Source organism: Serratia sp. 506_PEND (genome assembly GCF_001076875.1).
Lineage (GTDB): Bacteria > Pseudomonadota > Gammaproteobacteria > Enterobacterales > Enterobacteriaceae > Serratia > Serratia marcescens.
Map to the genome: position 1 here is coordinate 1 of NZ_JVEL01000279.1, position 25510 is coordinate 25510.

Here is a 25510-nt window from a genome sequence, read left to right on the forward strand (position 1 = left end):
CAGGGCGCCGTCGATTTTCGCCACAATTTTACGCAGAGCTGCCGGTGTTGTGCAGGTACTCATCGGGCGATGCAGCTCCCCCGGAAAGATAACGGCAAGTTCACCGGGTTGCAGGTGGATGAGAGTCTCACCGGGGATCGCCGGGCTAAACCCAAGGTCGTGCGCCTCGTTAAATGGCTCACTCAGGGGCAAAGGCAGCCCCAGAACCCCGGCGCCAATCACTTCTCTCCCTTCCAGGACAAGATGGATATCCAGATACTGGCGATGAAACTCCGGCTTCTGGTCGGCCAATAGTTTGGTTTCCCCTTCAACGACGTTAAAGAACATCTGTTTACCCTGCACCTGATAGTGGCCGACAGGTAAATTGTACGGCTCACTTTCAATAATGCTGGCCAGCATTTTTCGAATGGCTGCCGGATAGAATCTATTATTTACGGCAGTGGTTAAGGCATCAATTATCATAATACTTTCTCTGGTAGATATCGGTTCGGTATTTCACTGATAAAAACAATGGCTGGGTAGTTTTATGGCAACACGCAATCTCGGCGTAATTACGGTAGAATCGCTATTAGTTCGCTCTACGGGCGCCACTATGAATAAGCAACAAAGCAAACCGCTTTGTTTCTAATATTTACAACCTATCTCCACTGTGAGTAAACTCCACCTGAAAGGCTATTCGGCATGGTGAAATAAGTCATGGCCTATCTCACGGTTTTTAGCCGCTTAAAACTGTGACAAAAGTCACTTAATTAAGTGTTACGAAACAACGTTACTTATCCTGTGATCCACGGCAGAAAATCACTGGTTATTCACCGCTCTCGCCAAAACCGATCGATTTCGCATTCTCCTCCTACGGGCATAATGGGTTATTTGCCCCGATAGTCACTGACAGAAGCCATGAAATTGCACACGAGATCACGCCAGCAGTAACATGCTTTTTTAACACTCTTTGGCGTGATGCAGATCGCAAAAATAAGCGGTAAAAAAACGTCTGATACAGGGTATCCCCTATTTTTCAGACAGGATCGCAACGATGCACACTGACACTCAACCTACCATTTTGCTTATCGCGCCGGTGATGGATGCTTTACAGGCCGCGTTGGACGCCCGTTACCGGGTATTCCGTCTCTATGAACAATCAGATATTCCAGCCTTCCTGGTTCGCCATGGCGCAGACGTTCAGGCGGTGGTCACCCGTGGTGATGTGGGGGTAACCCGGGAGACGCTGGAACAGCTGCCGCAGGTGGGCATGATTGCCGTCTTTGGCGTGGGAACTGACGCTATCGATCTCAACTACACCCGGGAACGCCATATCAGCGTCGGGATCACCGCCGGCGTGCTGACCGATGATGTGGCAGATCTGGCTCTGGGGCTAATGCTGTCCGCCAGCCGCCGCCTCTGCCAAGGGGACCGATTTGTACGCGAAGGCCGCTGGGAAACGACGCCGCCACCGCTGGCGACCAAAGTGAGCGGTAAACGCATCGGTATTTTCGGCATGGGGAATATTGGCCAAGCCATCGCCCGCCGGGCGAAAGGCTTCGATATGACCATCCTGTATACTGACCGCCAGCGCAAAGACGGCCTGGATTACCAGTGGTGCGCCGATCTGCACACGCTCGCAGCACAGAGTGATTTCCTGGTGATCGCGGCATCCGGCAGTGCGGAAAACCGCGGGATTGTTGATGCCAGCGTATTTAACGCCATGCCCGAACGCGCCTGGCTTATCAATATCGCCCGCGGCAGCCTGGTCGATGAGGCGGCGCTGATAAAGGCGTTACAAAATCATGTTATCGCCGGGGCCGCTCTGGACGTCTTTGAAAACGAACCCCATGTCCCGACAGCGTTCTTTGCGCTCGAGAATGTTCTGCTTCAACCCCATGTGGCCAGCGCTACCGTAGAAACTCGTCAGGGAATGAGCCAATCCGTTTTGGATAATCTGGCAGGTTATTTTTCACATCAGGATATTCCTGGGTTAATTAAATAAAAATGATCGTTTGAGTTACGAATGATCATTTTATCCGCCGACACAATATCCTTTGTGAATGGCGGATATCATCGAGACGCTATTATGACCGATAAAATACCAGGAACTCGCTGGCTGCGGGTTATCGCGCCGATCCTTATCACCTGCATTATTTCATTTATGGATCGCGTTAATATCAGCTTTGCTCTGCCGGGCGGCATGGAACAGGATTTAGGCATTACCAGCCAGATGGCTGGCGTGGCCAGCGGTATCTTTTTTATTGGTTATTTATTTCTGCAAATCCCTGGCGGACGACTTGCGGTTTACGGTAGCGGGAAACGTTTTATCGCCTGGTCGCTCGTGGCCTGGGCGGTTGTCTCTATCGCCACCGGGTTCGTCACCCATGAATATCAACTGCTCGTGCTGCGTTTTATTCTCGGGATCTCCGAAGGGGGAATGTTGCCCGTCGTGCTGACCATGGTCAGCAATTGGTTCCCGGAAAAAGAACTGGGCCGGGCCAATGCCTTTGTCATGATGTTTGCCCCACTAGGAGGGATGCTGACCGCCCCGGTTTCCGGCGCGATTATTGCCGCCCTCGACTGGCGCTGGCTGTTCATTATCGAAGGCTTGTTGTCGATCGTGGTGTTGACCATTTGGTGGCTGGTGATCAGTGACCGCCCGGAAGAAGCGCGTTGGCTGCCGGCGAAGGAACGCGACTATTTATTGACCGAGCTGGCCCGGGAGCGCAAAGCGCGAGAAAGGATGGCGCCGGCGGCCAAAGCGCCGCTAAAAGCGGTGTTCCGCAACAAGGGATTGATGCGTCTGGTCGTGCTGAATTTCTTTTACCAGACCGGGGACTATGGGTATACGTTGTGGCTACCCACCATCTTGAAAAACCTGACCGGTGGCAGCATGGCCAATGTTGGGGTATTGGCGATCCTGCCGTTTGTTGCCACTCTGGCGGGAATTTATGTGATTTCGATGTTCAGCGATCGCAGCGGTAAACGCCGTTTGTGGGTCAGGATCTCCCTGTACTGTTTTGCGGCGGCGCTGATAGCCTCGGTGATCCTGCATGAGCACGTGGTGGCCGCCTATATCGCGTTGGTGGTGTGCGGCTTCTTCCTTAAAGCGGCGACCAGCCCCTTCTGGTCAATTCCCGGACGCATTGCGGCGGCAGAAGTGGCGGGCAGCGCTCGCGGGGTGATCAACGGGCTGGGCAACCTCGGTGGGTTTTGCGGCCCCTATCTGGTCGGCGTCATGATTTATCTGTACGGACAGAACGTCGCGGTTTGCGCGCTGGCGGCATCGCTGCTGCTGGCGGGAAGTATCACCTTCCTGCTGCCGAAAGAATGCGATCGCACCTGCGAAGAAACGGATAACCGCCTGCCATCCGGGGCCAAACAGAAATGGAGTTGAGCGGCAATAACGCGGTGTGGGCAGCGACGGCGGCTCACACCCGCGTCAGGATTGGGCGGCGCGTTGTGTTATCGCGGTTAAATGCCAGGCCAATGGCTTGAGCGACTCACACGTCAACCCGCACCAAACGGTGATGCATCGTTGAGAATCAGCTTTTCTGAAAACGGTTATAACTCAATGGGGTGATGCATAGGGAGATTTTGGAGCGGGTGAAGGGAATCGAACCCTCGTATGCAGCTTGGGAAGCTGCCGTTCTACCATTGAACTACACCCGCATCGGTGTGCGACAGGCATTATAACCGGTTATCGGCAGCGGGCAAGCGGAGATGGCGCGTAACTGCCGATGTTTTAAGCGGTTAAGTTCAGTGGGCGAAAAAAAACCGGCGCAGTTGCCTGCACCGGTTGTTTCACGCTAAACGGAATTATTTCTGTGGGCGCATCGCCGGGAACAGAATCACGTCGCGGATGGTGTGGCTGTTGGTGAACAGCATCACCATGCGGTCGATGCCGATGCCCAGACCGGCGGTCGGCGGCAGGCCGTGCTCCAGCGCGGTGACGTAGTCTTCGTCGTAGAACATCGCTTCGTCGTCGCCGGCGTCTTTGGCGTTCACCTGATCGGCGAAGCGCTGCGCCTGGTCTTCGGCGTCGTTCAGCTCGGAGAAGCCGTTGCCGATTTCACGGCCGCCGATGAAGAACTCGAAGCGGTCGGTGATTTCCGGGTTCACGTCGTTGCGGCGCGCCAGCGGCGACACTTCAGCCGGGTATTCGGTGATAAAGGTCGGCTGAATCAGATGGCTTTCCGCCACTTCTTCGAAGATCTCGGTCACGACGCGGCCCAGACCCCAGCTCTTCTCAACCTTGATGCCGATGGATTCAGCGATGGCCACCGCTTTGCCCATGTCGGCCAGGTCAGCCAGATCGGTTTCCGGACGGTATTTCTTGATCGCCTCGGTCATGGTCAGCTTCTCGAACGGCTTGCCGAAGTCGAACACTTCATCGCCGTACTGCACCTGAGAGGTGCCCAGCACTTTCTCGGTCAGGGTGCGGAACAGGGTCTCGGTCAGCTCGATCAGGTCTTTGTAATCCGCGTAAGCCATGTAGAGTTCCATCATGGTGAACTCTGGGTTATGACGCGGAGAAACGCCTTCGTTGCGGAAGTTGCGGTTGATTTCGAACACGCGCTCGAAGCCGCCGACCACCAGACGCTTCAGATACAGTTCCGGCGCGATGCGCAGGTACATGTCGATATCCAGCGCATTGTGGTGAGTGATGAATGGGCGCGCGGACGCGCCACCCGGGATCACCTGCATCATCGGGGTTTCGACTTCCATGAAGCCGCGTTCCACCATGAAGTTGCGGATAGCCGACATCACCTGCGAACGCACTTTGAAAGTGTTGCGCGATTCTTCGTTGGCGATCAGATCCAGGTAACGCTGGCGGTAACGGGTTTCCTGATCCGCCAGGCCGTGGAATTTATCCGGCAGCGGACGCAGCGCTTTGGTCAGCAGACGCAGTTCGGTGCAGTGGATCGACAGTTCGCCGGTCTTGGTTTTGAACAGCTTGCCGCGCGCGCCGAGGATATCGCCCAGGTCCCACTTCTTGAACTGCTCGTTGTACACGCCTTCAGCCAGATCGTCGCGCGCGACGTACAGCTGAATGCGGCCGCCCACGTCCTGCAGCGTGACGAAGGATGCCTTGCCCATAATGCGGCGGGTCATCATGCGGCCGGCGACGGTCACTTCTACGCCCAGCGCTTCCAGCTCTTCGTTGTCTTTATCGCCGTATGCAGCGTGCAGTTTGTCGGAGGTGGAATCGCGACGGAAGTCGTTCGGGAACGCAATGCCGTTCTCACGCAGGCCGGCCAGTTTCTCGCGGCGGGACTGCAGTTCGTTATTGAGATCCAGCGCCTGATCGGCGCCCTGTACTTGTTGTTCAGACATTTCTATTCCTCATAACCCGGCTTTCAAACTTGCCTCAATGAATTTATCCAGGTCGCCATCCAGTACGGCCTGCGTGTTACGCGTTTCGACGTTGGTGCGCAAATCCTTGATGCGGGAGTCATCCAGCACGTAAGAACGGATTTGGCTGCCCCAGCCGATGTCGGACTTGTTGTCTTCCATCGTCTGCTTATCAGCATTTTTCTTTTGCATCTCAAACTCGTACAGCTTGGCTCGCAGCTGTTTAAACGCTTGATCCTTGTTCTTATGCTGAGAACGATCGTTCTGGCACTGCACCACGATGTTGGTTGGCAGGTGAGTAATACGTACGGCGGATTCGGTTTTGTTGACGTGCTGACCGCCCGCACCGGAGGCGCGGTACACGTCGATACGCAGATCCGCCGGGTTGATTTCGATATCGATATCGTCGTCCACTTCCGGGTAGATGAACACCGAGCTGAACGAGGTGTGGCGGCGGCCGCCGGAGTCGAACGGGCTCTTGCGCACCAGGCGATGCACGCCGGTTTCAGTGCGCAACCAGCCGAACGCGTAGTCGCCGATGATCTTGATGGTGGCCGATTTCAGGCCCGCGACGTCGCCGTCGGACTCTTCGATCACTTCGGTCTTGAAGCCCTTGGCTTCGGCCCAGCGCAGGTACATGCGCAGCAGCATGCTGGCCCAGTCCTGCGCTTCAGTACCGCCGGAACCGGCCTGGATATCCAGGTAGCAGTCGGCGCTGTCGTATTCGCCGGAGAACATGCGGCGGAATTCCAACTGATCCAGCTTGCTCATCAGTTGATCCAGCTCGGCGACCGCTTCGTTGAAGGTCTCTTCGTCGTCGGCTTCCACCGCCAGTTCCAGCAGCCCGCCGACGTCTTCGCCGCCCTGCTCCAGCTGATCGATGGTTTCAACGATGGCTTCCAGCGCGGCGCGCTCTTTGCCGAGCGCCTGCGCGCGCTCCGGCTCGTTCCAAACGTCCGGCTGCTCCAGCTCGGCGTTGACTTCTTCTAGGCGTTCCTTCTTGGCATCATAGTCAAAGATACCCCCTAAGAACCGCAGTCCGCTCGGACAGGTCCTGAATTCGGTTTTTTACCGGGTTAATTTCAAACATGGTTTCGTTCTTTTACGTTGATGTCGTCGATGGCGGAATGCCATTGGAACCGCTAATTCTAACGGATCCGGGCGGCAGTTTATAGCGAGTTGGTCAGTTTTTGTGGCGATCGGGAAGGATGCCGGGGATTGGAGAGCCCAATCCCCGAATTGTGTTCAATTTCGCCTCAGCGCGGCCAAAGATGCTGGATCAGCAGCTGCACGTTGCGGTTGCCGCGAAACTCGTTGACGTCGAGCTTGTAGGCCAGTTCCACTTCGCGCACGCTGCTGTCCGGCCACAGCGTGGTATCCACGTTGAACGCGATACCGTCGAGCAACGGGCCGCCGCCGAGCGGCTCCACCATCAGCTTCAGGTGTTTCTCGCCCACCAGCCGCTGCTGCAGGATGCGGAACTTGCCGTCGAAGGTCGGTTCCGGGAACGCCTGGCCCCACGGGCCGCCCTCGCGCAGCAGCTCCGCCGTGGTCAGCGACAGCTCCTGCATCGCCAGTTCGCCGTCGGACCAGATCACCCCTTCCAGCATCGCCGGATCGAGCCATTCGCCCACCAGCTCGCCGAAACGCTGGCGGAACTCGTCGAATTTGGCTTCTTCCAGCGACAGCCCGGCCGCCATCGCGTGGCCGCCGAACTTCATCATCAGCCCGGGGTTCAGCATATCCAGCCGCTCCAGCGCGTCGCGCATGTGCAGGCCGGGCACCGAACGGCCGGAGCCTTTCAGGATGCCGTCACCCGCCGGCGCGAACGCGATCACCGGGCGGTGGAAACGCTCTTTGATGCGCGAAGCGAGGATGCCCACCACGCCCTGGTGCCATTCCGGGTGATACATCGCCAATCCGTAAGGCAGCTCGGTGCTGGTGCGCTCCAGCTGATCGCACAGCTGCAGGGCTTCCACCTGCATGCCCTGCTCTATCTCGCGTCGCGTCTGGTTCAGCGCATCGAGATCGTTGGCCAGCATGCGCGCCTGCGCGATGTCGTCGCTCAGCAGCAGCGCCACGCCGATCGACATGTCGTCCAGCCGGCCGGCGGCGTTGAGCCGCGGCCCGAGCGCAAAACCGAGATCGTTGGCCGCCAGTTGACGGGCGTCGCGGTTGGCCACCTCAAGCAGCGCGCGGATGCCCGGTCGGCATTTGCCGGCGCGGATGCGGTTTAATCCCTGATACACCAGAATGCGGTTGTTGGCGTCCAGCGGCACCACGTCGGCCACGGTGCCGAGCGCCACCAGGTCCAGCAGCTCCGCCAGATTGGGCATCGCCAGCGCGCGCTGCTCGAACCAGCCGCTGTCCCGCAGGCGGGCGCGCAGCGCCAGCATCAGGTAGAACGCGACGCCTACCCCCGCCAGCGATTTGGACGGGAAGGCGCAGCCGCGCAGGTTGGGGTTAACGATCGCTTCGGCCGCCGGCAGGGTCTCGCCCGGCAGGTGGTGATCGGTCACCAGCACCTGCATGCCCTTGGCGTGCGCCACGTCGACGCCGGCGTGGGAGGAGATGCCGTTATCGACGGTGACAATGAGTTCTGCGCCGCGCGCCGCCGCCTGCTCCACCACTTCGGGGCTCAGGCCATAACCGTCTTCGAAACGGTTAGGCACCAGATAATCGACGGCTGCGCCGCCCATGCTGCGCAGCGCCAACACCGTCAGTGCGGTGCTGGTGGCACCGTCGGCGTCGAAATCGCCCACCACCATGATGCGGCGGCCGTCGGCCAGCGCCTGTTGCAGCAGGCTGACGGCGTCGTCGATGCCGTCCAGCTGTTGCCAGGGCAGCATGCCTTTGACGCCGCGTTCCAGCTCTTGCTCAGCCTGCACGCCGCGCAGGGCGTAAAGCCGACGCAGCAGCGGCGGCAAACTGGCGGGCAGATGCGTGTCGTCCGCCGCCGGGCGGCGGCGTAGTTGCGTTTTGATACTCACCGGCGATTAACCACCGGCTTTGGTGGCGGCCTGGTGCGCATCCAGCATGGCGGCCATCTCTTTCGGCCCCTGATAGCCCGGGATCATCATGCCGTTTTCCAGAATGATGGCCGGCGTGCCCTGAATGCCGAACTGCACGCCCAGCTCGTAATGCTTGCTGATGTCGGTTTTGCAGGTCGCCGGAGAAACGGCGTCGCCTTTCATGGCGGCGTCAAACGCCTTGGCCTTGTCGGCGGTGCACCAGATCGACTGCATGTCTTTTTCAGCCTGGGAAGCCAGCCCCTGGCGCGGGAATGCCAGATAACGCACGGTAATGCCCAGATCGTTGTACTCTTTCATCTGCTGATGCAGTTTGTGGCAGTAACCGCAGGTGATATCGGTGAACACGGTGATCACGTGTTTCTCTTTCGGCGCTTTGTAAACGATCATCTGATCTTTCAGCGCGTCCATTTTGCTGCTCAGCAGTTGGTTGGTCACGTTGACCGGCTCTTTGCCGCTGACGTCGAACAGCGGGCCCTGCAGGATATGCTTGCCGTCTTCGGAGGCGTACAGCACGCCGCTGTCGGTCAGCACGGTTTTCAGGCCGTTGACCGGCGAAGGCTGCACGTCCGCCTGCTGGATACCCAGGCTGGCGAGCGCTTTTTTGATCGCCGCGTCATCGGCATGGGCGGTGCCGGCCACCGAAGCCACCAGCAGAGAGAGCAGCATTAAACCTTTTTTCATTGTTCCAATCCTTTCGAACCCGCCGCTCAGGCGCGCGGGTGATGCTGTTGATGTAGCTGTTTCAGTCGTTCGGTCGCTACATGTGTATAAATTTGCGTGGTCGAGAGATCGCTGTGCCCTAACAACATCTGTACGACACGGAGATCGGCCCCATGGTTCAGCAAATGGGTAGCGAACGCGTGCCGCAACACGTGCGGCGACAGACGCTCGCTGTCGATGCCCGCAAGGATGGCATAGTGTTTGATGCGATGCCAGAACGTCTGTCGGGTCATTTGCTGGCAGCGGGTGCTGGGGAACAGCACATCCAGCGTCTGGCCGTTGACCAGCCATGGGCGGCCGTGCTCCAGATAATTTTCGATCCAGTAGACCGCCTCTTCGCCCAGCGGCACCAGCCGCTCCTTGTTGCCCTTGCCGATCACCCGCACCACGCCCTGGCGCAGGCTGACGTCGCTGATGCTCAACCCCACCAGCTCGGAAACCCGCAGCCCGGTGGCGTACAACACTTCGAGCATCGCCTTGTCGCGCAGCTCCAGCGGTTGATCGACGCAGGGCGCCTGCAACAGCGCATCGACCTGCGCCTCGCTCAGATCCTTCGGCAAACGCTGCGGCAACTTGGGAGACGCCAGTTGCGCGGTGGGATCGTCGGCGCGCAGCTTTTCGCGGTACAGATATTGAAACAGGCGCCTCATGGCGCTCAACAAACGCGCGGAGCTGGTGGCCTTGTAACCGCCATCCACCCGCTCGGCGAGAAACGCCTGCAGATCCAACGCCTGCGCCTGCAGCAAATCGGTCTTCTGCTGGCCAAGCCAGGCGCCCAGTGCCTGCAAATCCAGCCGATAGGAGGCCAGCGTATTTTCCGCCAGATTGCGCTCAAGCCACAGCGCATCCAGGAATTGTTCAATCAGCGCATTGTCTTGCTGTTGCACGCGGTCCTCTCTTTGTTGCATTTCCACCCGCGCCATTATGCCTTAAGCCGGAGCAAATCAGGTATACTCGCTGCAATTCTCTAAACAGCAACGTAACGGTTTACACATGAAGATTGGTCTGTTTTACGGCTCCAGCACCTGCTACACCGAAATGGCGGCAGAAAAAATCCGTGAGATTCTGGGTGAAGACCTGGTCGACCTGCACAACCTGAAAGACGTCTCGCCCAAGCTGATGGAGGACTATTCCATTCTGATCCTCGGCATCCCGACCTGGGATTTCGGCGAACTGCAGGAAGACTGGGAAGCGATCTGGCCGCAGCTGGCGGCGCTGGATCTGAAAGGCAAGATCGTCGCCATGTACGGCATGGGCGATCAGCTCGGCTACGGTGAGTGGTTCCTAGACGCGCTGGGCATGCTGTACGATCACATCGCGCCGCTGGGCGTACAGTTCATCGGCTTCTGGCCAACTGAGGGCTTCGAGTTCACCAGCCCCAAACCGCTGAGCGCCGACGGCAAACACTTCGTCGGCCTGGCGCTCGATGAGGTCAACCAATACGATCTGAGCGAAGAGCGCCTGCAGCAATGGTGCGAACAGATCCTGTTGGAGATGGAGCCGCTGCTGTAGCCGCTATCGGGCGCGTAACGCGCCCGATTTCCCTCACTTATTTCCACAGCCGGAAGCGTGGCTCGTCTTCCCCGGCCGGCGTTTCCTTGGTCAAACGCGCCGGATCGGCCACCTGATACCAGTCCAGCTTCCGCGTCAACAGCATAATGCCCGCCAGAATGGCGAACAGCAGCCCCGCCCCCAGCACCAACGCATTGTCCTCCGACTGCAGCAGCAAATAGAGCACGCCGTACAATAGTAATAGGCTCGCGGCGAACAGCGCACCGCGCAGCTTGCCGCGCAGCACGGCGCTCAGATAGAAGCCGATCAGTCCGCTGCAGGCGATGCCGGCCGCCAGGTAAGCGAGAGCGAATCCCAGGTGTTCGGAGAAGGCCAGCAGAATCAGGTAGAACAGCACCAGCGCCGCGCCGACCAGCAGGTACTGAATCGGGTGCACCCGCAGCCCGGTCAGGGTTTCGAACAGGAAAAACGCCATAAACGTCAGCCCGATAAACAGCAGCGCATATTTGACCGCGCGCTCGGTCAGCTGATAGTGATCGACCGGTTCGACCAGGCTGGCGCTGAAGGCCGGCAGTTTATCCTCGTCGATAATGCCATCGTCGTAATGGAACGCACTGTTGATGTTGTTGGCGAACCAGGTGCTGCGCCAGCGAGCGCTAAACCCTTGATCCGTCACCTTGCGTTCGTCCGGCAGGAAGTTGCCGAGAAAATTCGGGTGTGGCCAGTTGCTTTGCAGTTGCAGCTCGCTGCTGCGCCCCAACGGCACCAGCGACAGGCTGCTGGTGCCCGCCAGCGTCAGGGTGAAGTCGGCGTTCAGCCCCTCTTTTTGTTGCAGCGCCGCAAGCGTCAGCGGTGCGTGGATCCCCTGGCGCAACGAACCCACGCCGGTGCCCGGCTCAAACGCAACCGGCTGCGGTGTTGCCAGCGGGGAAATGCGCTTGATGCCGCGCGAGTCGCTCAGCGCCACCAGCAGGAACGGTTGGCCGACGGTCACGTTGGCGCGCTGCAAATCCGTCAGCTCCGGCTGGCCGAAACGCACCTTGAAGTTCAGCGGCCCCTGGTAAACCTGCGTCTGATAGATGCCCAGCTTGCGCACTTCCACATTCGGCGCGCCCTGCACCTGAAGCGACTCCGGCAGCAAATAGCGGTAATGCTGCACCCGCTGCACCACCGTTTGCCCTTTCTCGTCTTTCTTCTCTTCGCGTTCGACATAGGGAATGACAATCAACGGGCCGAGCACGCGCTGCGCCCCGCTGGTGCTTTCGCTCACCTGCCCGACCACGCTTTGCCGATAGCCGCTGCGTTCGTCGATCACGCTCATCAGTTGGGCGATGGGGATCAACATCACCACCATCAATCCCAGCAACGTGGTTATTTTCCAGAAAAGTACCGATTTCATCATGCTCGCTCCTCGTAGGTAATGAGGCCACGATAAAACCCGCAGGTGAAATCAGAATGTGGTTATGTGAAGGGAAGGTGAAGTCACAGCGATAACATGAAAGTCGCTTCCACCCCGTGCGGCCGGCGGTTGCGCAGGCGAATGCCGCCATGATGCAGACGGGCGACCTCCTGCACGAAGTTCAGGCCCAGCCCGCTGCTTTTAGGCCGTTCGGCGCGCGGCAGCGAATAAAAACGCTCGAACACTTTATCGAGCGCATAGTCCGGAATGCCGCTGCCGTCGTCACAGACGCTGATGCAGTAATGCTGTTCTCGCCGTTCGCCTCGCACGCTGACGCAACCGCCCGGCGGGGTAAAGTCGATCGCGTTGTCCAGCAGGTTGGTCAGCGCCTGGCTGATCAGCAACGCATCGCCGTTCAGCGTCACCTCCGCCAACGCCTCCAGTTGCAATCTGACGCCGCGCTGCGTCGCCTGCGCCTCTTTGCCCGCCATCGTCTGGCCGATCAGCGCCGCGATCGCGATGGGCGCGGTCTCCATTTCTGGCCGGCTCTCCAGCCGCGCCTGCACCAGCAGTTTATCCACCAGTTGCTGGATGCGTGCGCTTTGCTGCTCGATATTGGTGAGAAAACGCCGGGCGGTCTCCGGCGGTGGCAGCTCCTGCAACAGTTCCGCCGCCCCCCGGATCGCCGCCAGCGGGCTTTTCAGCTCATGCGTCAGGGTATGTGCATACTGTTCGATATAAGCTTTGCCTTCCAGCTTCAGACGCATGCTCTCCAACGCCTGCGCCAGCTGCGTCAATTCCCGGCCGCCCACTTTGGGCAACGGCGCGTTTTCTCCCTGCGCCACCCCGTCGGCATAACGCACCAGACGGCCTATGGAACGGTTGATCCACCAGACGAACGCCGCCCCGATCAGCAGCGCAATTCCCAGCAGCAATGCGCCGGCCCACAGAATGCGCCGTTCGCTGCGTTTGATCACCGGCGCCATGGTGCTGTTGGGTTTGCCCACGGTAAGCACGCCGATAATGCGCCCTTGTTCTATCACCGGCGCGGCCACATACATCACCGAACTGTTTTCATCTTCTGGATCGCTACGGGTGCTGCGGGCGCCGTACTGGCCGCGCAGCGTCCGATAAACGTCATTCCAGCGCGAATAGTCCTGCCCCTGCGCGCGGCCGGCGGAATCGAAGATGACCTTGCCTCGCGCATCGGTAAGATAGACGTGATATTCACTGCGATCCTTGCGGATGCCGGAGATATTGGCGCCAATCGGCCGCTGGTTCAGCTGCGTAAACGCCTGCGCCAGTTGGCCATGCGCCGCATCGCCGCGCTGCATGTCCTGACGGGCGATCTGCGCCAACAGGTTGGCGGTGTCCACCAGCGTGCCTTCGGTAGCGCGCCGCACGCCGGGCTTCACTTCCTGGACGAAAATGCTCAGCACGAAGTACCCGGCCACCGCCACGATCAGAAAATATCCCAGCAGCAGGCGCAGGCCAATTTTCATGGCTGGCGGCTCACGCTGTAGCCCAATCCGCGGTGGGTGTGGATCGGCGGCTCAGCGGGATCCACCGCACGCAGCTTGGCGCGCAGGGTTTTGATGTGGGTATCGACGGTGCGATCCAGGCTTTCTTCCGCCTGCGCCCAAACGCTTTCCATCAGTTGCTGCCGCGAGAACACCCGTCCAGGCGCCAACAACAGCGTCTTCAGCAGCAGGTATTCGTAACGGGTCAGCGGCAGCGGCCGCTGATGGTAGGAGATGGTGGCCGCGTCTTCGTCGAGGGCGAAAGCGCCGAAATGGTAGCGCGCGTTCTGTTGCAGGCGCTGCTGCTTATGCAGGCGGCGCAAAATGGTGCGCACCCGGGCGCTGACCTCGCGAGGGGAGAACGGCTTGGCGACATAGTCGTCGGCGCCGATCTCCAGCCCGATCAGGCGATCCACTTCATCACTGCGGGCGGTAAGAAACAGAATCGGCAGGTCGGCCGCCTGAGCCAGCAGGCGGCGACACAATTCAAAGCCGTTGATATCCGGCAAACCGACATCGAGGATAGCGAGCGCTGGCGCGCCTTCTTGCGCCAGCGCCTGCAACGCCGGCTCCGCGCGTTCGAACCAGCGGACTTCGAAGCCTTCGCTCTCCAGCGTGTAAACCAGCGTATCGGCAATGCTGGGTTCATCCTCCACCAACCAGAGTACGGGTTTCATCAGGGTTCCTCGCCGTTACCCGCCGGCGGATGCAGCAACAGCTGCCGCAGGTGGCGCCACTCCTCTTTGCTCATGCAGTCGGAAGCCAGCCACAGCCGGCGGCGCTTTTTGCCCTCCATCGGCTGCAGCGTCAACAGCATGCCGTAACCCGGCATCCACGGTTTTTTCGCCAGCCGCCACTCGCGGCCGTGCCAGCTGAAACGCCTGTCCGCCAGCAGCCGCAGCTCACCCTGCACCGCGGCGATGCGCTTCTGGCTGCGAATGCACTGAAACACCACCAGCGTCAGCAGCACCAGCCAGAGCGGGCCAAAGCCCTCCGGCCAGGGCGAAATCAGGATCAGCAGGATCAGAACGCCGTGGGTCAACAGTGAAAACAGCTGGGTGCGCCAGGAAATGCGGATATCACATCGCCACTGGGCCACGGTCTTTATTTCGCGTTTGGATCAGGGTCACCATTCTCTGCAGCTCGCCGTCCTGCGGCGCGCCATGATTCATCAGCCAGTTGAACAAATCGGGATCGTCACACTCCAGCAGGCGGATAAACAGCGCCTTGTCCGCGTCATTCAGGCTGTCGTATTCGTATTCGAAGAACGGCATGATGGAGATGTCCAGCTCGCGCATGCCACGGCGGCAAGCCCAGTGAATACGTGCTTTGTTGTTAATATCCATGTTGTTATGACTCACCTCTTTTCAGCGCGGCAGCGCCAGCGCAGGGTTCAAATGACACACTGTATGGCAACGCCGTCGCAATATAATTCCATCAGCCGGGGATCTGTCTGCAAGGGTGCCCTGGCCGCAAGCCTATAGAGTAACAATTTGACATACACGCCGGGAAGGCGCTTTGCTGCGGAAAACGCAATAAAGCGCAAAATGCCAAAAAAAGCGCACCCCGGCGCCACGGCGCGAATAACAGTTTGCAAAGCCCGCCGCCTCTTTTACCATGGGCTCAATACCCTTCAGGTAAGCTAAACGTTGAGCAGGAACTTACTATGGCGCATAACATTCCATTCCCACCCCGTCAGCCCTCCGCTTCCACCCATCTTCCCCTGACGCTGATCTCGCTGGAAGATTGGGCGCTGGTGACGCTGAACGGGCCGGACACGGTGAAATATCTCCAGGGCCAGGTGACGGCGGACATCGACGCGCTGGCGGCCGATCAACACGTGCTGTGCGCCCACTGCGACGCCAAGGGCAAAATGTGGAGCAACCTGCGTCTGTTCCACCGAGGCGAAGGCTTCGCCTATCTGGAACGCCGCAGCGTGCTGGACAGCCAACTGGCGGAAATCAAAAAATACGCGGTGTTCTCCAAAGTCACTATCGCCGCCGATAATGACGCGGTATTGCTGGGCGTCGCCGGTTTCCAGGCGCGCGCCGCGCTGACGGGCCTGTTCGCCACATTGCCGGACGCCGGGCACCCGGTGGTGCAGGACGGCGAGACCACGATTCTGCACTTCGCTGCGCCGGCGGAACGTTTTCTGCTGGTGACCCGCCCCGCCGTAGCCGAACAGCTGATCGGCAAATTGCATGACCAGGCGGAACTGAATGACAGCAGCCAATGGCTGGCGCTGGAGATCGAAGCCGGTTATCCGGTTATCGACGCCGCCAACAGCGCGCAGCTGATCCCGCAGGCCACCAACCTGCAGGCGCTGGAAGGCATCAGCTTCAGCAAGGGTTGCTATACCGGTCAGGAGATGGTGGCGCGCGCCAAATTCCGCGGCGCCAACAAGCGGGCGCTCTACTGGCTGGAAGGTAAAGCGGCCCGCGCCCCGCAGGCGGCGGAGGATCTGGAGCTGCAGCTGGGGGAAAACTGGCGCCGCACCGGCACCGTACTGGCGTCGAGTCAGTTGGCCGACGGCACGCTGTGGGTACAGGTGGTGATGAACAACGATCTGGATGCCGACAGCAAGCTGCGGGTGCGCGATGATGCCGCCAGCCAGCTGTCGATCAAACCGTTGCCCTACTCGCTGGCCGAAGAGAAATAATCCGTCGGCCGCAGGCCCCCTGCCTGCGGCCATCTTCGTTACTCGTCCAATTCCCCGTCGCGCTGCACCAGATAAATCAGCACCAGAATGATGGTGACAAAGAAGCGAAACGCGCTCGGCACGCCGTTCCATTGCGGCGACATCCACATGCCGAACCACTCGCCCCCAATCGACATAAAACCGACTTGCCAGGTAAGGAAGCCCAGCGTCAGCCCCGCTACCGCCCATTTTTTTCGGCCGTTGAAAGCTTTGGCGGGCAGTTTCAGGCCGCCCAGCAGGCGCAGGCCGCCAATCCAGCACAGCAGCGCGGTCAGGCTCTCCAGCGCAATGATGAAAATATAACCGGCGTGATGCAGCCACGGCGTCTGTATCGAGCGGTAGCCGATGGTGGCGTCGGGGAATATAGTGTCCATCATAAAGACGTGGCGCACGAAGGCGAAGTTGGAGCCGTAGTCGGTGAGATTACCGAAGGCCACCAGCGAAGCGAACAAGGCGATAGCGCAGACCAGCAGCGCTTTGGATAAGCGAACGATCATCTTGGTGAGTCCTGAACAGAGGTTAAAGAAACGGTATGCGGGCTCAGAAATGAAGGAACGGGCTTGCTGGATACCCGAAAGAAGCAAGCGCCTCTTTTTTAAAACAAAAGAGGCGCCTGTTCAATACGCATTCAGATGTAGCGGCAGCGCTTAGACGTACAGGTAGATCGCCATGAAGTGGCAGGCGCTGCCGCCGAGCACGAAGGCGTGCCAGATGGCGTGGCCAAAGCGAATGCGCTTGGAGGCGTAGAAAATCACGCCCAGGGTATAGACCACCCCGCCGATCGCCAGCAGCGTGACGCCGCCGGCCTCAAGCCGCGTAACCAGCTGATAAATAACGATCAACGACAGCCAGCCCATAGTCAGGTAGGTCACCAGCGACAGGGCTTCAAAACGGTGGGCGAAGGCCAGTTTGAACAGCACGCCGAGCAGCGCCAATCCCCAGATTACCGCCATCAGGCCCTTCGCCAGCGGCGAATCCAGCCCCACGAGTAAAAACGGGGTATAAGTGCCGGCAATCAGGAGATAAATGGCACAGTGGTCAAATTTTTTCAGCCAATGCTTGGCCTTCTGATGCGGGATCGCATGGTACAGCGTGGAAGCGAGAAACAGCAGAATCATGCTGCCGCCGTACAGGCTGTAACTGGTAATAGCCGTCGCATCGGCGCCGGTATTCACCGCCTGCACCAACAGCAATACCAGGCCGACGATGCCGAACACCAGCCCGATGCCGTGGCTGATGCTGTTGGCGATCTCTTCCGCCCACGGATAAGCCGCGGCGACAATCTTATTGCTCCCGGCTTTCACTACGTCCGTTTTCCCCATAACGCGCAACCCCTCAAAATGCCCTGCTTTGTGCGAAATTAACGCAAAGCAGCTTAACTGAGAATAATTCCAGTGTACACGTGTACGCTAAAATAAAAATGTGAACGCGTGTAACCATCGAAATCCCCCGCCCGGTGGTCTACAATCGTCAGGCTTCAACCCACCCACCTTGAGGTTTACACCATGTCATCCGCTGTACCCGCGTTAGATTTCGGTTCAATGACCCAGACCATCCAGTTCCTGATGGAAATCGATAAGTTGAAAGGCGTACAACGCCGCACCAAGGTGCTGGGCACCCAGCGCCAGGAAAACTCCGCCGAACACAGCTGGCACTTCGCCATCGCCGCCATGAGCCTGGCCCCGTACGCCGGTGATGACGTAGACATTCAGCGCGTGATCCAGATGGCGCTGCTGCATGACATCGTGGAAATCGACGCCGGCGACGTGCTGGTCTACGATCTGGCGGCCCGCGCGGCGATCCACGATCAGGAAGTGGCGGCGGCGCGCCGTCTGTTCGGCATGTTGCCGGAGGCTCAGCGCGAGTATTTCACCGCTTTATGGCAGGAATATGAAGACGGCGAAAGCGCCGATGCGCGCTTCGCCTTGCTGCTGGATCGCACCATGCCGATGCTGATGAATCTGCACAACGAAGGCCAGAGCTGGGTGGAAAACGGCATCAGCCTGGAGCAGGTGCTGGCGCGCAATGCGTCGATCGCCGACGTACACCCCGAGCTGTGGCACCATATGGAGCAACATCTGCGGGACGCGCAGCGCAAAGGCTGGTTGAAGTAAGGGAACCGGGCTGCCGCTTCTTGGCCGCAGCCCGTCTTCGTCACGCGAACGCCTGCTGGCGTTCCAACGCTTCCTCATAGCTCGGCATCGACCCCGCCGCCCCGGCGCGTTCCACGCAGACCGCCGCGTAGGCGGCGGCGAAGCGCACCGCATCGGCTAACGGCACCTGATTCGCCAGCTGCGCCGCCAGGGCGCCGTTAAACGCATCCCCCGCGCCGGTGGTGTCTTTCGGCTGTGCCGGAAACGCCGGGATCAGCTCACTGTGTTCCCCATCCGAGAACAACGCCCCCTGCGTGCCCAAGGTCACGATCAGCAAACGAATGCCCTTGGCGTGCAGCACCTGCGCAGCCTGGCGCGCCGAAGCCACATCGCGCACCGGCACGCCGGTCAGCAACGTGCACTCGGTGGCGTTGGGCGTCAGCAGATCGACCTGCGCCAACAGGCTGTCCGGCACCGGCTGAAACGGCGCCGGGTTGAGAATGATGAACGTCCGCGCCTCGCGGGCGATGGCGATCACTTGTTCGATCGCCGGCAGGTTGTTCTCCAGTTGGGTCAACAGAATATCCGCCGCGGCGATCGCCGGGCGGCACTGGCGCACCTCGTCCTCGCTGACCGTCAGGTTGGCGCCGGGATCGACGGCGATCATGTTCTCCGCATCCTCGCCGGCAACGTAGATAAGCGCATTGCCGGTGGGGCAATCGCCGGTCGAGAACAGCGTCACCGCATCGAAACCGGCCGCGGCGAGATGGCGCCGGGCGAAGGTGCCGAAGTCGTCGCGCCCCACCTTGCCGATATAATGTACCCGCGCCCCGGCGCGCAGGGCGGCGGTGGCCTGGTTGGCGCCCTTGCCGCCCGCGCCCATCATGCTGTTACGGGCGATCAGCGATTCGCCGGGCTGCGGAAACCGCGCCATGCCGGCGACGATATCCAGGTTAAACGAACCGAACACGCAAACTTTGCCTTTCATTGCTGGTACTCCCTGCTTAATTGGAAGTGGCGCCGTGCGGCCAGACAGGCGCCTTTGCTGCCGGTTTCATCGGTCAGGCGGCTGATGGAGATCGCCAGCCCCTGTGCCGGCTGCGGCCCGCGCAGATGACGGCGGATCTCTTGCTCCAGCCGCGCCAACGGAAAACCGCGCATGGCGATCACGCCGCCGCCCAGGATCAGCCGTTGGGGGTCGATCACATTCATTTCGATGGCGATGGTCTGCGCCAATCGTTCGACGAAACGCTGCAAATCCGGATGATCGCTATGGCGCTCGAACAGCCGGTCGAACGGCGTTTGCGCCGCGTTGGCGCGCGCCCAGCCGGTCAGCCAATGGCCGGAGGTCAAACTCTCGACGCAGCCCCGTTTGCCGCACGGGCACTCGCCCAGATGGCCCGGCCAGGGAATGTGCCCCAACTCGCCGGCGGCGCCGTGCGCCCCGTGGTAAAAGTCGCCGTTAAGCCACAGGCTGTTGCCCATGCCGGTGCCCAGATACAGCCCCACCGCCACCTGCGGCAACGCCGGCAACTGCTGCAAATCCCACCACAGCAGATGGTTGACGTCCTTGTCCATTCGCACCGGCAGCGCCAGCAAATCGGCCAACAGCGCCGCCACCGGCTGGGCGTCCAGCGCCGGGATAAACGGCAGTGACAGCACCCGCGAGCGATCGCGGCTGAGGATCCCCGGCAACCCCAGCATCACCTGCGCCACCTGACGATCCTGGCTATGCCCGGCGATCAGGCGGCCCAACGCCGCCAGCGGATCGGCCTGCTGCGCCCAGTCGGCGGTCGCTATCTTGCGGTACCCGCTGAACTCGCCGTCATCATTCATCAACAACAGGCGGGTATTGGTGCCGCCGACGTCAACGCCAAGAAAATGCCGCATCATGTCCCCCGCCTCAGGCCGCCTGCCGCATTTGATCCAGCATTTTTTCCCATGCCGTCTCCAGATCCGGATCGAGGTTGAACAACCCGGAGCTGCCGACGATCAACACCTCCGCGCCGGCGCCCATCAGATCGCGGTAGGTCCGCTGATTGCAGGATCCGTCGATCTCGATCAGATAACGCAGATTTTGCTGGCGTTTCAGATCGCGCAACTGGCGGATCTTTTCCAGCATTTCGGGAATGAACGGCTGCCCGGCATAGCCCGGATCGACGGTCATGACGGTGACCTTGTCCAGCAGGTGAAGGTAGTGGCGAATAAACTCCACCGGCGTGGCCGGGTTCAGCACCACCCCCACTTTTTTGCCCAGCGCGCGGATTTGATTGATCACCCGAAACGCGTCGCGGTTGATGGTTTCGGCGTGCGGGCAGATAAAATCCGCCCCGGCGCGGGCGATCGGGTCGATGAAATCGGTCGGGTTCTCCACCATCAAATGCACATCCAGCAACAACGAGGTGTGCGGGCGGATCTGTTCGATAAAGAACGGCGACAGCGTGATGTTTTTAACGTAGTGCCCGTCCATGATGTCGATATGCAGCATATCGGCGCGGCGATTCAGCACCGCCAATTGCTGGCGGATATCCATCAGGTTCATGCACATCAGTGAAGGTGAAATCTGGTATTTCATTAGCGTTATCCTGCGCAAAAGGGAAAAGGGATCAGTGGCCCGCCGCGGTTCTGGCCTGGGCCGCGCTGCGGCGCATCGCCCGCCGCTGCCGATAGCGATGCCGGAAAAACTTCATCGCCAGCACCGCGATCAGCACCGCGCCCCACATCGCCAGACTGAAATGCGGGCTGACGTTCATCAGGTTCAAACCGGTCGCGATCACCTGCAGCACGATCAGCGCCAGCACCACGCCGCTGACCCGGCCAAAACCGCCGAACGGATCGGTGCCGCCCAGAATGATCGCCAGCACCGTGAGCAGCAGGTAGGAGTCGCCGTAGCCCATGCGCGCCGAGTTGAAGCGCGCCATCATCACCAGCCCGGCAATGACGCACAGCAGGCTGGAGAGGGTGTAAATGGCGATCAGCACCCGATGGGTATTCACGCCGCTGAAGTGGGTGGCGTTGATGTTGCTGCCGCTCATGTAGATGCATTTGCCGAGCCGGGTTTTCTGCAAGAACAGCGCCAGCAAGGCGGCGACCGCCAGGAAGATCCACAGCGGTACCGGCACGCCCAGCACGCGCTCTGCGCCGATAAACCGCACGATCTCCGGCATGCCGCTCAGGGCCGCGCCGCGCGTCAGGTAGATGCCGATGCCGTTGACCGTGGTCATGGTGGCCAGCGTCACCAGAATCGGATGCGCGCCGACGTAGGCAACCAATGCGCCGGTCGCCGCGCCGATAAGCCCGGCCAACAGCATCGCCGCCGCCAGCGCCAACGCCAGCCACAGCGCCTGCAAACCCAGCCCGGCATCCGCCGGCAGGTAGCTGATGAACAGCCAGGCCATCAGCAGGCTGGTCAGGTTGGCGCTGGCGATAATGCACAGGTTCAGGCCGCCGCTGAGGATCGGAATGAACATCGCCAACGTCAGCAGGCCCAGCTCCGGCAGCTGGAAGGCCACGCTGGTGAAGGTGGCGCCGCTTAAGAAGCGCCCCGGCATCAGCAGGCTAAAGGCCAGCACCACCGCCAGCAGCAATGCCAGCAGACCGACGGCGACCCCGTCTGGACGAAATTTCAGGTTGTTGCCCATCAGGCGCTCCTCAGGCGAAACCGACGTCGGTTTCTTTGCGTTTCTTGTAGTGAGTGACGGTGATCGCCGCGACGATCACCAGACCGATCACCACGTTCATGAAGTAGCTGGACACGCCGATCAGGTTGAGGCCGTTTTTCAGCACGCCGATCAGGAAGACGCCCATCAGCGTGCCGACCACGCTGCCCTTGCCGCCGTTCAGGCTGGCGCCGCCCAGCACCGCCGCCGCCAGCACGTCGAGCTCCCCGCCCACCAGCGCGTTGGGCACCACTTCCCCCATGCGATACACCTGCACCAGGCCGCCGATCGCCGCCATCGCGCCCAGATAGCCATAGGCGAACAGATGCAGCAGACCGACGCGGATGCCGATGCGCCGCGCCGACTCCGCATCACCGCCCACGGCAAACAGCTGGCGCCCGAGGTGCGTTTTGTTCAGCAGCAGCCAGGTCAACAGCGCCACCGCCAGCATCACCAGCGTCGGCAAACCGAGCTGATAGCTCTGTTCACCCAGTTGGAACGGCAGCACGCTGCGTGGCAACGTCCACCAGTCCGGCAATGCGTACAGGCTGCGGCCGTTGGTCAACCACATCAGCATGCCGAACAAAAACGCCTGCATGCTGATGGTGACAATGATCGAGACGATACGCAGGCAGTAGATCAGCAGCGCGTTGACCATGCCGAGCGCGGCGCCGAACGCCAACGCCAGCAAAATGCTGCCCGCCGGGCTGGCCAGGCCGTAGTGCGTCGCCAGCGTGGCGATCAGGTACTGCACCACCGAGGCGACCGCGGCGAAGGAGATATCGATGCCGCCGGTCACCAGCACCACAAACAGGCCGAGGGCGAATATGCCGCTCACCGCGTAGCTTTCGCTGAGATCGAGCAGGTTTTGCACCGTCAAAAACCGATCGCTAAGCAGTGAAAAGACGATGACCGTCAGCAGCAGTACCCAGGCCAGATAGCCTTCGTTGCCGCGCGGTTTCAAACTGAATCTACGCATTGACCGCCTCCGCCAGCTGTTGCTGGCTCACCTGCCCCGGCAGGTATTCGCCGATCACGCTGCCGCCGCTGAAGTGCAGCACCCGATCGCAGTTGTAATACACCTCCGGCACCTCGTCGGAGATCAGCAAAATGGCGATCCCCTCCTGCGCCAGCAGATGGATCAGTTGGTAGATGCTGGCCTTGGCGCCGACGTCGACGCCGACGGTCGGCGAATCGAGGATCAGGATCCGCGGCTGGGTCAGCACCCACTTGGCCAGCACGATCTTTTGCTGATTGCCGCCGGACAGCGTCGAAACCGCCTGATCCGGATCCGCCACCCGCACGCCGAGTTTGGCGATCCACTCCGCGACGATGCGATTCTTGCGGTAGTCGTCGATCAGGCGAAAGCGCCCGCGCAGCTTATCGAGAATGGTCAGCACCGCGTTATCCGCCACCGACTGTTGCTGCACCAGCCCCAGCGTCAGGCGATCCTCCGAGACGTAGCCGATGCCGGCCTTGATCGCGTCCTCATGGCCGCGAAAGCGCACCGGTTTGCTGTCGAGATAAAGCTTGCCGCTGTCCGGCCGGGTCATGCCGAACAGGCTCAGCGCCAGCTCGGTGCGCCCGGAGCCGAGCAACCCGCACAGCCCGAGCACCTCCCCCTGATGCAGCCGGAAGCTCACATCCTGATACTGCCCGGCGCGGCTTAGGCGATCCGCCTCCAGCATCACCCGATCCTTATTCATGCTCGGTGACTTCAGGCGATAATCCAGCTTCAAGCCGGTCATCAGCTCGGTCAGACGATCGCCGGTGATCTCCGCCGCCGGCCAGGTGCCGACTTTGTTACCGTCGCGGATCACCGTGACGCGATCCGAGATCTCCAGCACTTCGTCCAGCCGGTGGCTGACGAACACCACGCAGATGCCCTGCGCTTTCAGATAGTCCACCGTACGCAGCAGCTGGTTGACTTCGGTGCGGGTCAGCGAGGCGGTCGGTTCATCCATGATCACCAGCCGCGCTTCCGCCACCAGCGCGCGGCAGATCGCCACCTGCTGGCGCTGGGCGATCGGCAGCTCCGCCACCCGTTTGTCGAGATCCAGATTAAAACTCAGCGCCTGCAGCAGGCGCTCGGCGGCGCGCCGCAGCCTGGCCGGGCGGTGCCACCCCAACAGCCCGCGCAGGTTGTGCTCAAAGGCGATGTTTTCCGCCACCGTCAGGTTGGGAAACAGCGACAGATCCTGATAGATCACCTGAATGCCGAAGGCGCGCGCCTGATCCGGCGACAGCCGGCCGAAGGTTTGCCCATCAAGGGTAATGCGGCTGCCATCATCCGGTTGATACACGCCGGCGATCGCCTTGATCAGCGTGCTCTTGCCGCAGCCATTGGTGCCGGCCAGGCAGTGCACCTCCCCCGGCATCAGCGCCAATGAAATATCGTTCAGCGCGCGCTGCCCGCCAAAGGTCATCGACAGCTGTTGCAGTTCGATAAGCGGCGCGCCCTGCATTGCCGTATTGCCGGAAATCGCCATGATTACAGCCCCATCTTCACCAGCTTCGGCAAGTTTTGCTTATCCAGGCTTTCGGTGGCGTTGCCGAGAATGGTGTGCTGCTGCGCATCCACCTGTACCTTGCCCATGCCTTCGATGGTCATGCCATCGGTGATTTTTTCGCCCTTGTGCATCATGTCGGCGATGCGCACGAACACTTCGCCCGCCACCATCGGATTCCAGATATAACCGCCCTTGATGGCGCCGCGATTGACCAGCGAAGCGCCCTGCCCCGGGCTGAACGGCCCGATGACGCAGATATCGTTGCTTTTGCCGCGGTTGAGCACCGCACGCCCGGCGCCGATCGGCCCCTGCGAACCGAACGCCAGCACGCCTTTCAGATCGGGATACTTGGCCATCAGATCGTTGGTGGTGCGCACGCTGTCATCCAGCGATTCCCCCACGCCGAACTTGTCGCCCACCAGCTGCATGTTCGGGTAGTGCTGCTTCTGGTAGTTGATGGCCGAGTCCGACCAGGTGATGTGCAGCGGCACCGTCAGGCTGCCGACGTATACCGCGTACTTGCCCTGCTCTTTCATGCAGGCGGCCAGCGCTTTCATGTGGTTGACCCCGTGCTGCGAGGCGTCCACCAGCTCAAAATCCCAGTCGGCGTACTTCTGGCCGGGGGATTCGTGCACGATCACCTTGATGCCCGCTTCCTGCGCGCGCTTGAGCACCGGCTCCAGCACCCGGGCGTCGTTCGGCACCACGCCGATGATGTCCACCTTCTGCGCGATCAGATCCTCGATGGCGCGCACCTGCAGCGCCGGATCCGCCGCCGTCGGCCCGACCATCCAGGCGTCGATGCCGCGTTTGGCGCTCTCGCTTTTGATGCCGGCCTCCATGGCGTTGAACCAGGGAATGCCGCCGATCTTCACCACCACGCCCATTTTCAGCTTGTCCGCCGCCTGCGCGGAGACCGACAGCAGCAGCGAGGCAAACAGACCGACCAGTACGGATTTTTTCATTGTTCTCTCTCCACAAGTGTTGGCTGTAATAAAGGGTTTTCGTTGTTGTTATCGCGCCGCCCTTT

General features: G+C 60.5%; 25 protein-coding genes and 1 tRNA gene. 5 read left to right on the plus strand and 21 right to left on the minus strand.

What is annotated here, in order from left to right; all coding sequences use genetic code 11:
* Positions 1 to 462: YhcH/YjgK/YiaL family protein (locus tag ADK28_RS07315; RefSeq protein WP_048795294.1), on the minus strand; the 462-nt coding region annotated here is incomplete at its 3' end.
* Positions 463 to 1033: 571 nt separating this feature from the next.
* Between ADK28_RS07315 and ADK28_RS07320 the strand changes: the two genes are divergently transcribed.
* Positions 1034 to 1984: a 2-hydroxyacid dehydrogenase gene (locus ADK28_RS07320; RefSeq protein ID WP_048795295.1), complete on the plus strand. Its 951-nt coding sequence runs from the start codon at positions 1034 to 1036 to the stop codon at positions 1982 to 1984.
* Between the two features lie 84 nt (positions 1985 to 2068).
* Complete coding sequence (locus ADK28_RS07325) at positions 2069 to 3379, plus strand: MFS transporter (RefSeq protein ID WP_048795296.1); 1311 nt, start codon at positions 2069 to 2071, stop codon at positions 3377 to 3379.
* A gap of 201 nt (positions 3380 to 3580) precedes the next feature.
* Here ADK28_RS07325 and ADK28_RS07330 read toward each other — a convergent pair.
* The 6 genes from ADK28_RS07330 to xerD all read right to left on the minus strand — a co-directional run bounded on the left by ADK28_RS07330 (position 3581) and on the right by xerD (position 9976).
* A tRNA-Gly gene (locus ADK28_RS07330) sits at positions 3581 to 3654 on the minus strand.
* Between the two features lie 147 nt (positions 3655 to 3801).
* Positions 3802 to 5319 carry a lysine--tRNA ligase gene (gene lysS / locus ADK28_RS07335; protein ID WP_004931697.1) on the minus strand — a complete coding sequence of 506 codons (1518 nt, stop codon included), beginning with the start codon at positions 5317 to 5319 and terminating at the stop codon, positions 3802 to 3804.
* A 9-nt stretch (positions 5320 to 5328) separates the two neighbouring features.
* Positions 5329 to 6427, minus strand: a protein-coding gene (gene prfB, locus ADK28_RS07340) for a peptide chain release factor 2 (protein ID WP_096242572.1) whose coding sequence is annotated in 2 segments (ribosomal slippage) — positions 5329 to 6351 and positions 6353 to 6427 — 1098 coding nt in all. Because the reading frame shifts where the segments join, the coding sequence is not laid out codon by codon here.
* Positions 6428 to 6593: 166 nt separating this feature from the next.
* Positions 6594 to 8327, minus strand: a complete 1734-nt coding sequence (recJ, locus tag ADK28_RS07345) for a single-stranded-DNA-specific exonuclease RecJ (protein ID WP_033639478.1) — start codon at positions 8325 to 8327, stop codon at positions 6594 to 6596.
* A 6-nt stretch (positions 8328 to 8333) separates the two neighbouring features.
* A complete protein-coding gene (gene dsbC, locus ADK28_RS07350; protein WP_048795297.1) occupies positions 8334 to 9050 on the minus strand; it encodes a bifunctional protein-disulfide isomerase/oxidoreductase DsbC in 717 nt (238 codons plus the stop codon).
* A 26-nt stretch (positions 9051 to 9076) separates the two neighbouring features.
* Positions 9077 to 9976 (minus strand): site-specific tyrosine recombinase XerD, encoded by a 900-nt coding sequence (gene xerD, locus ADK28_RS07355; RefSeq protein ID WP_048795302.1) that lies wholly within the window; start codon positions 9974 to 9976, stop codon positions 9077 to 9079.
* Positions 9977 to 10082: 106 nt separating this feature from the next.
* Here xerD and fldB point away from each other — a divergent pair, with 106 nt between their 5' ends.
* On the plus strand, positions 10083 to 10601 hold the full coding sequence (gene fldB / locus ADK28_RS07360) for a flavodoxin FldB (RefSeq protein WP_033639477.1): 519 nt from the start codon (positions 10083 to 10085) through the stop codon (positions 10599 to 10601).
* A gap of 37 nt (positions 10602 to 10638) precedes the next feature.
* Here the strand turns inward: fldB and creD are convergent, their stop codons facing one another.
* The 5 genes from creD to sdhE form a co-directional block, all read right to left on the minus strand.
* A complete protein-coding gene (creD, locus tag ADK28_RS07365; protein ID WP_033639476.1) occupies positions 10639 to 12003 on the minus strand; it encodes a cell envelope integrity protein CreD in 1365 nt (454 codons plus the stop codon).
* Positions 12004 to 12083: 80 nt separating this feature from the next.
* A complete protein-coding gene (gene creC, locus ADK28_RS07370) occupies positions 12084 to 13502 on the minus strand; it encodes a two-component system sensor histidine kinase CreC (protein WP_048795298.1) in 1419 nt (472 codons plus the stop codon).
* The gene (gene creB, locus ADK28_RS07375; protein ID WP_048795299.1) at positions 13499 to 14197 is read right to left on the minus strand and encodes a two-component system response regulator CreB; all 699 of its coding nucleotides are present in this window, start codon (positions 14195 to 14197) and stop codon (positions 13499 to 13501) included. Before creB ends, creC begins: the two co-directional genes overlap by 4 nt.
* The gene (locus tag ADK28_RS07380; RefSeq protein WP_016929976.1) at positions 14197 to 14619 is read right to left on the minus strand and encodes a protein YgfX; all 423 of its coding nucleotides are present in this window, start codon (positions 14617 to 14619) and stop codon (positions 14197 to 14199) included. The genes creB and ADK28_RS07380 overlap by 1 nt, the downstream gene beginning before the upstream one ends.
* On the minus strand, positions 14600 to 14866 hold the full coding sequence (gene sdhE / locus ADK28_RS07385; RefSeq protein WP_004931679.1) for an FAD assembly factor SdhE: 267 nt from the start codon (positions 14864 to 14866) through the stop codon (positions 14600 to 14602). The genes ADK28_RS07380 and sdhE overlap by 20 nt, the downstream gene beginning before the upstream one ends.
* A gap of 320 nt (positions 14867 to 15186) precedes the next feature.
* On the opposite strand from sdhE, the gene ygfZ reads away from it, so the two are divergent.
* A complete protein-coding gene (ygfZ, locus tag ADK28_RS07390; protein WP_048795300.1) occupies positions 15187 to 16179 on the plus strand; it encodes a tRNA-modifying protein YgfZ in 993 nt (330 codons plus the stop codon).
* 38 nt (positions 16180 to 16217) lie between these two features.
* On the opposite strand, the gene ADK28_RS07395 is transcribed toward ygfZ, so the two are convergent.
* Entirely contained in the window at positions 16218 to 16715 is a 498-nt protein-coding gene (locus ADK28_RS07395) for a DUF2165 family protein (RefSeq protein WP_033639468.1), read from the minus strand.
* A 150-nt stretch (positions 16716 to 16865) separates the two neighbouring features.
* Entirely contained in the window at positions 16866 to 17540 is a 675-nt protein-coding gene (gene trhA, locus ADK28_RS07400; protein ID WP_033639467.1) for a PAQR family membrane homeostasis protein TrhA, read from the minus strand.
* A gap of 183 nt (positions 17541 to 17723) precedes the next feature.
* On the opposite strand from trhA, the gene ADK28_RS07405 reads away from it, so the two are divergent.
* Positions 17724 to 18332 carry an HD domain-containing protein gene (locus ADK28_RS07405; protein WP_028127691.1) on the plus strand — a complete coding sequence of 203 codons (609 nt, stop codon included), beginning with the start codon at positions 17724 to 17726 and terminating at the stop codon, positions 18330 to 18332.
* 40 nt (positions 18333 to 18372) lie between these two features.
* On the opposite strand, the gene rbsK is transcribed toward ADK28_RS07405, so the two are convergent.
* Genes rbsK through ADK28_RS07440 form a run of 7 tightly spaced genes read right to left on the minus strand, consistent with a single transcriptional unit; the run spans position 18373 to position 25445 of the window.
* Positions 18373 to 19299, minus strand: a complete 927-nt coding sequence (gene rbsK, locus ADK28_RS07410; RefSeq protein WP_033639466.1) for a ribokinase — start codon at positions 19297 to 19299, stop codon at positions 18373 to 18375.
* Positions 19296 to 20204: an allose kinase gene (gene alsK / locus ADK28_RS07415; protein ID WP_048795301.1), complete on the minus strand. Its 909-nt coding sequence runs from the start codon at positions 20202 to 20204 to the stop codon at positions 19296 to 19298. The genes rbsK and alsK overlap by 4 nt, the downstream gene beginning before the upstream one ends.
* Before the next feature lie 10 nt (positions 20205 to 20214).
* Entirely contained in the window at positions 20215 to 20886 is a 672-nt protein-coding gene (gene alsE / locus ADK28_RS07420; protein ID WP_033639463.1) for a D-allulose 6-phosphate 3-epimerase, read from the minus strand.
* 31 nt (positions 20887 to 20917) lie between these two features.
* Positions 20918 to 21952, minus strand: coding sequence for an ABC transporter permease (locus ADK28_RS07425; RefSeq protein WP_016929985.1), 1035 nt, complete (start codon positions 21950 to 21952; stop codon positions 20918 to 20920).
* Positions 21953 to 21962: 10 nt separating this feature from the next.
* Positions 21963 to 22949, minus strand: coding sequence for an ABC transporter permease (locus ADK28_RS07430; protein WP_033639461.1), 987 nt, complete (start codon positions 22947 to 22949; stop codon positions 21963 to 21965).
* On the minus strand, positions 22942 to 24459 hold the full coding sequence (locus tag ADK28_RS07435) for a sugar ABC transporter ATP-binding protein (RefSeq protein ID WP_028127692.1): 1518 nt from the start codon (positions 24457 to 24459) through the stop codon (positions 22942 to 22944). Before ADK28_RS07435 ends, ADK28_RS07430 begins: the two co-directional genes overlap by 8 nt.
* Positions 24460 to 24461: 2 nt before the next feature.
* Positions 24462 to 25445: a substrate-binding domain-containing protein gene (locus ADK28_RS07440; RefSeq protein WP_025304134.1), complete on the minus strand. Its 984-nt coding sequence runs from the start codon at positions 25443 to 25445 to the stop codon at positions 24462 to 24464.
* Positions 25446 to 25510 lie beyond the last annotated feature (65 nt).

Excerpts from the sequence above, each read along its gene's own strand:
- ADK28_RS07320 (WP_048795295.1), top strand. The coding sequence starts at position 1,034 with ATGCACACTGACACTCAACCTACCATTTTGCTTATCGCGCCGGTGATG.
- ADK28_RS07325 (WP_048795296.1), top strand. The coding sequence starts at position 2,069 with ATGACCGATAAAATACCAGGAACTCGCTGGCTGCGGGTTATCGCGCCG.
- lysS (WP_004931697.1), bottom strand. The coding sequence starts at position 5,319 with ATGTCTGAACAACAAGTACAGGGCGCCGATCAGGCGCTGGATCTCAAT.
- dsbC (WP_048795297.1), bottom strand. The coding sequence starts at position 9,050 with ATGAAAAAAGGTTTAATGCTGCTCTCTCTGCTGGTGGCTTCGGTGGCC.
- fldB (WP_033639477.1), top strand. The coding sequence starts at position 10,083 with ATGAAGATTGGTCTGTTTTACGGCTCCAGCACCTGCTACACCGAAATG.
- creD (WP_033639476.1), bottom strand. The coding sequence starts at position 12,003 with ATGATGAAATCGGTACTTTTCTGGAAAATAACCACGTTGCTGGGATTG.
- creC (WP_048795298.1), bottom strand. The coding sequence starts at position 13,502 with ATGAAAATTGGCCTGCGCCTGCTGCTGGGATATTTTCTGATCGTGGCG.
- creB (WP_048795299.1), bottom strand. The coding sequence starts at position 14,197 with ATGAAACCCGTACTCTGGTTGGTGGAGGATGAACCCAGCATTGCCGAT.
- sdhE (WP_004931679.1), bottom strand. The coding sequence starts at position 14,866 with ATGGATATTAACAACAAAGCACGTATTCACTGGGCTTGCCGCCGTGGC.
- ygfZ (WP_048795300.1), top strand. The coding sequence starts at position 15,187 with ATGGCGCATAACATTCCATTCCCACCCCGTCAGCCCTCCGCTTCCACC.
- ADK28_RS07395 (WP_033639468.1), bottom strand. The coding sequence starts at position 16,715 with ATGATCGTTCGCTTATCCAAAGCGCTGCTGGTCTGCGCTATCGCCTTG.
- trhA (WP_033639467.1), bottom strand. The coding sequence starts at position 17,540 with ATGGGGAAAACGGACGTAGTGAAAGCCGGGAGCAATAAGATTGTCGCC.
- ADK28_RS07405 (WP_028127691.1), top strand. The coding sequence starts at position 17,724 with ATGTCATCCGCTGTACCCGCGTTAGATTTCGGTTCAATGACCCAGACC.
- rbsK (WP_033639466.1), bottom strand. The coding sequence starts at position 19,299 with ATGAAAGGCAAAGTTTGCGTGTTCGGTTCGTTTAACCTGGATATCGTC.
- alsK (WP_048795301.1), bottom strand. The coding sequence starts at position 20,204 with ATGATGCGGCATTTTCTTGGCGTTGACGTCGGCGGCACCAATACCCGC.
- alsE (WP_033639463.1), bottom strand. The coding sequence starts at position 20,886 with ATGAAATACCAGATTTCACCTTCACTGATGTGCATGAACCTGATGGAT.
- ADK28_RS07425 (WP_016929985.1), bottom strand. The coding sequence starts at position 21,952 with ATGGGCAACAACCTGAAATTTCGTCCAGACGGGGTCGCCGTCGGTCTG.
- ADK28_RS07430 (WP_033639461.1), bottom strand. The coding sequence starts at position 22,949 with ATGCGTAGATTCAGTTTGAAACCGCGCGGCAACGAAGGCTATCTGGCC.
- ADK28_RS07435 (WP_028127692.1), bottom strand. The coding sequence starts at position 24,459 with ATGGCGATTTCCGGCAATACGGCAATGCAGGGCGCGCCGCTTATCGAA.
- ADK28_RS07440 (WP_025304134.1), bottom strand. The coding sequence starts at position 25,445 with ATGAAAAAATCCGTACTGGTCGGTCTGTTTGCCTCGCTGCTGCTGTCG.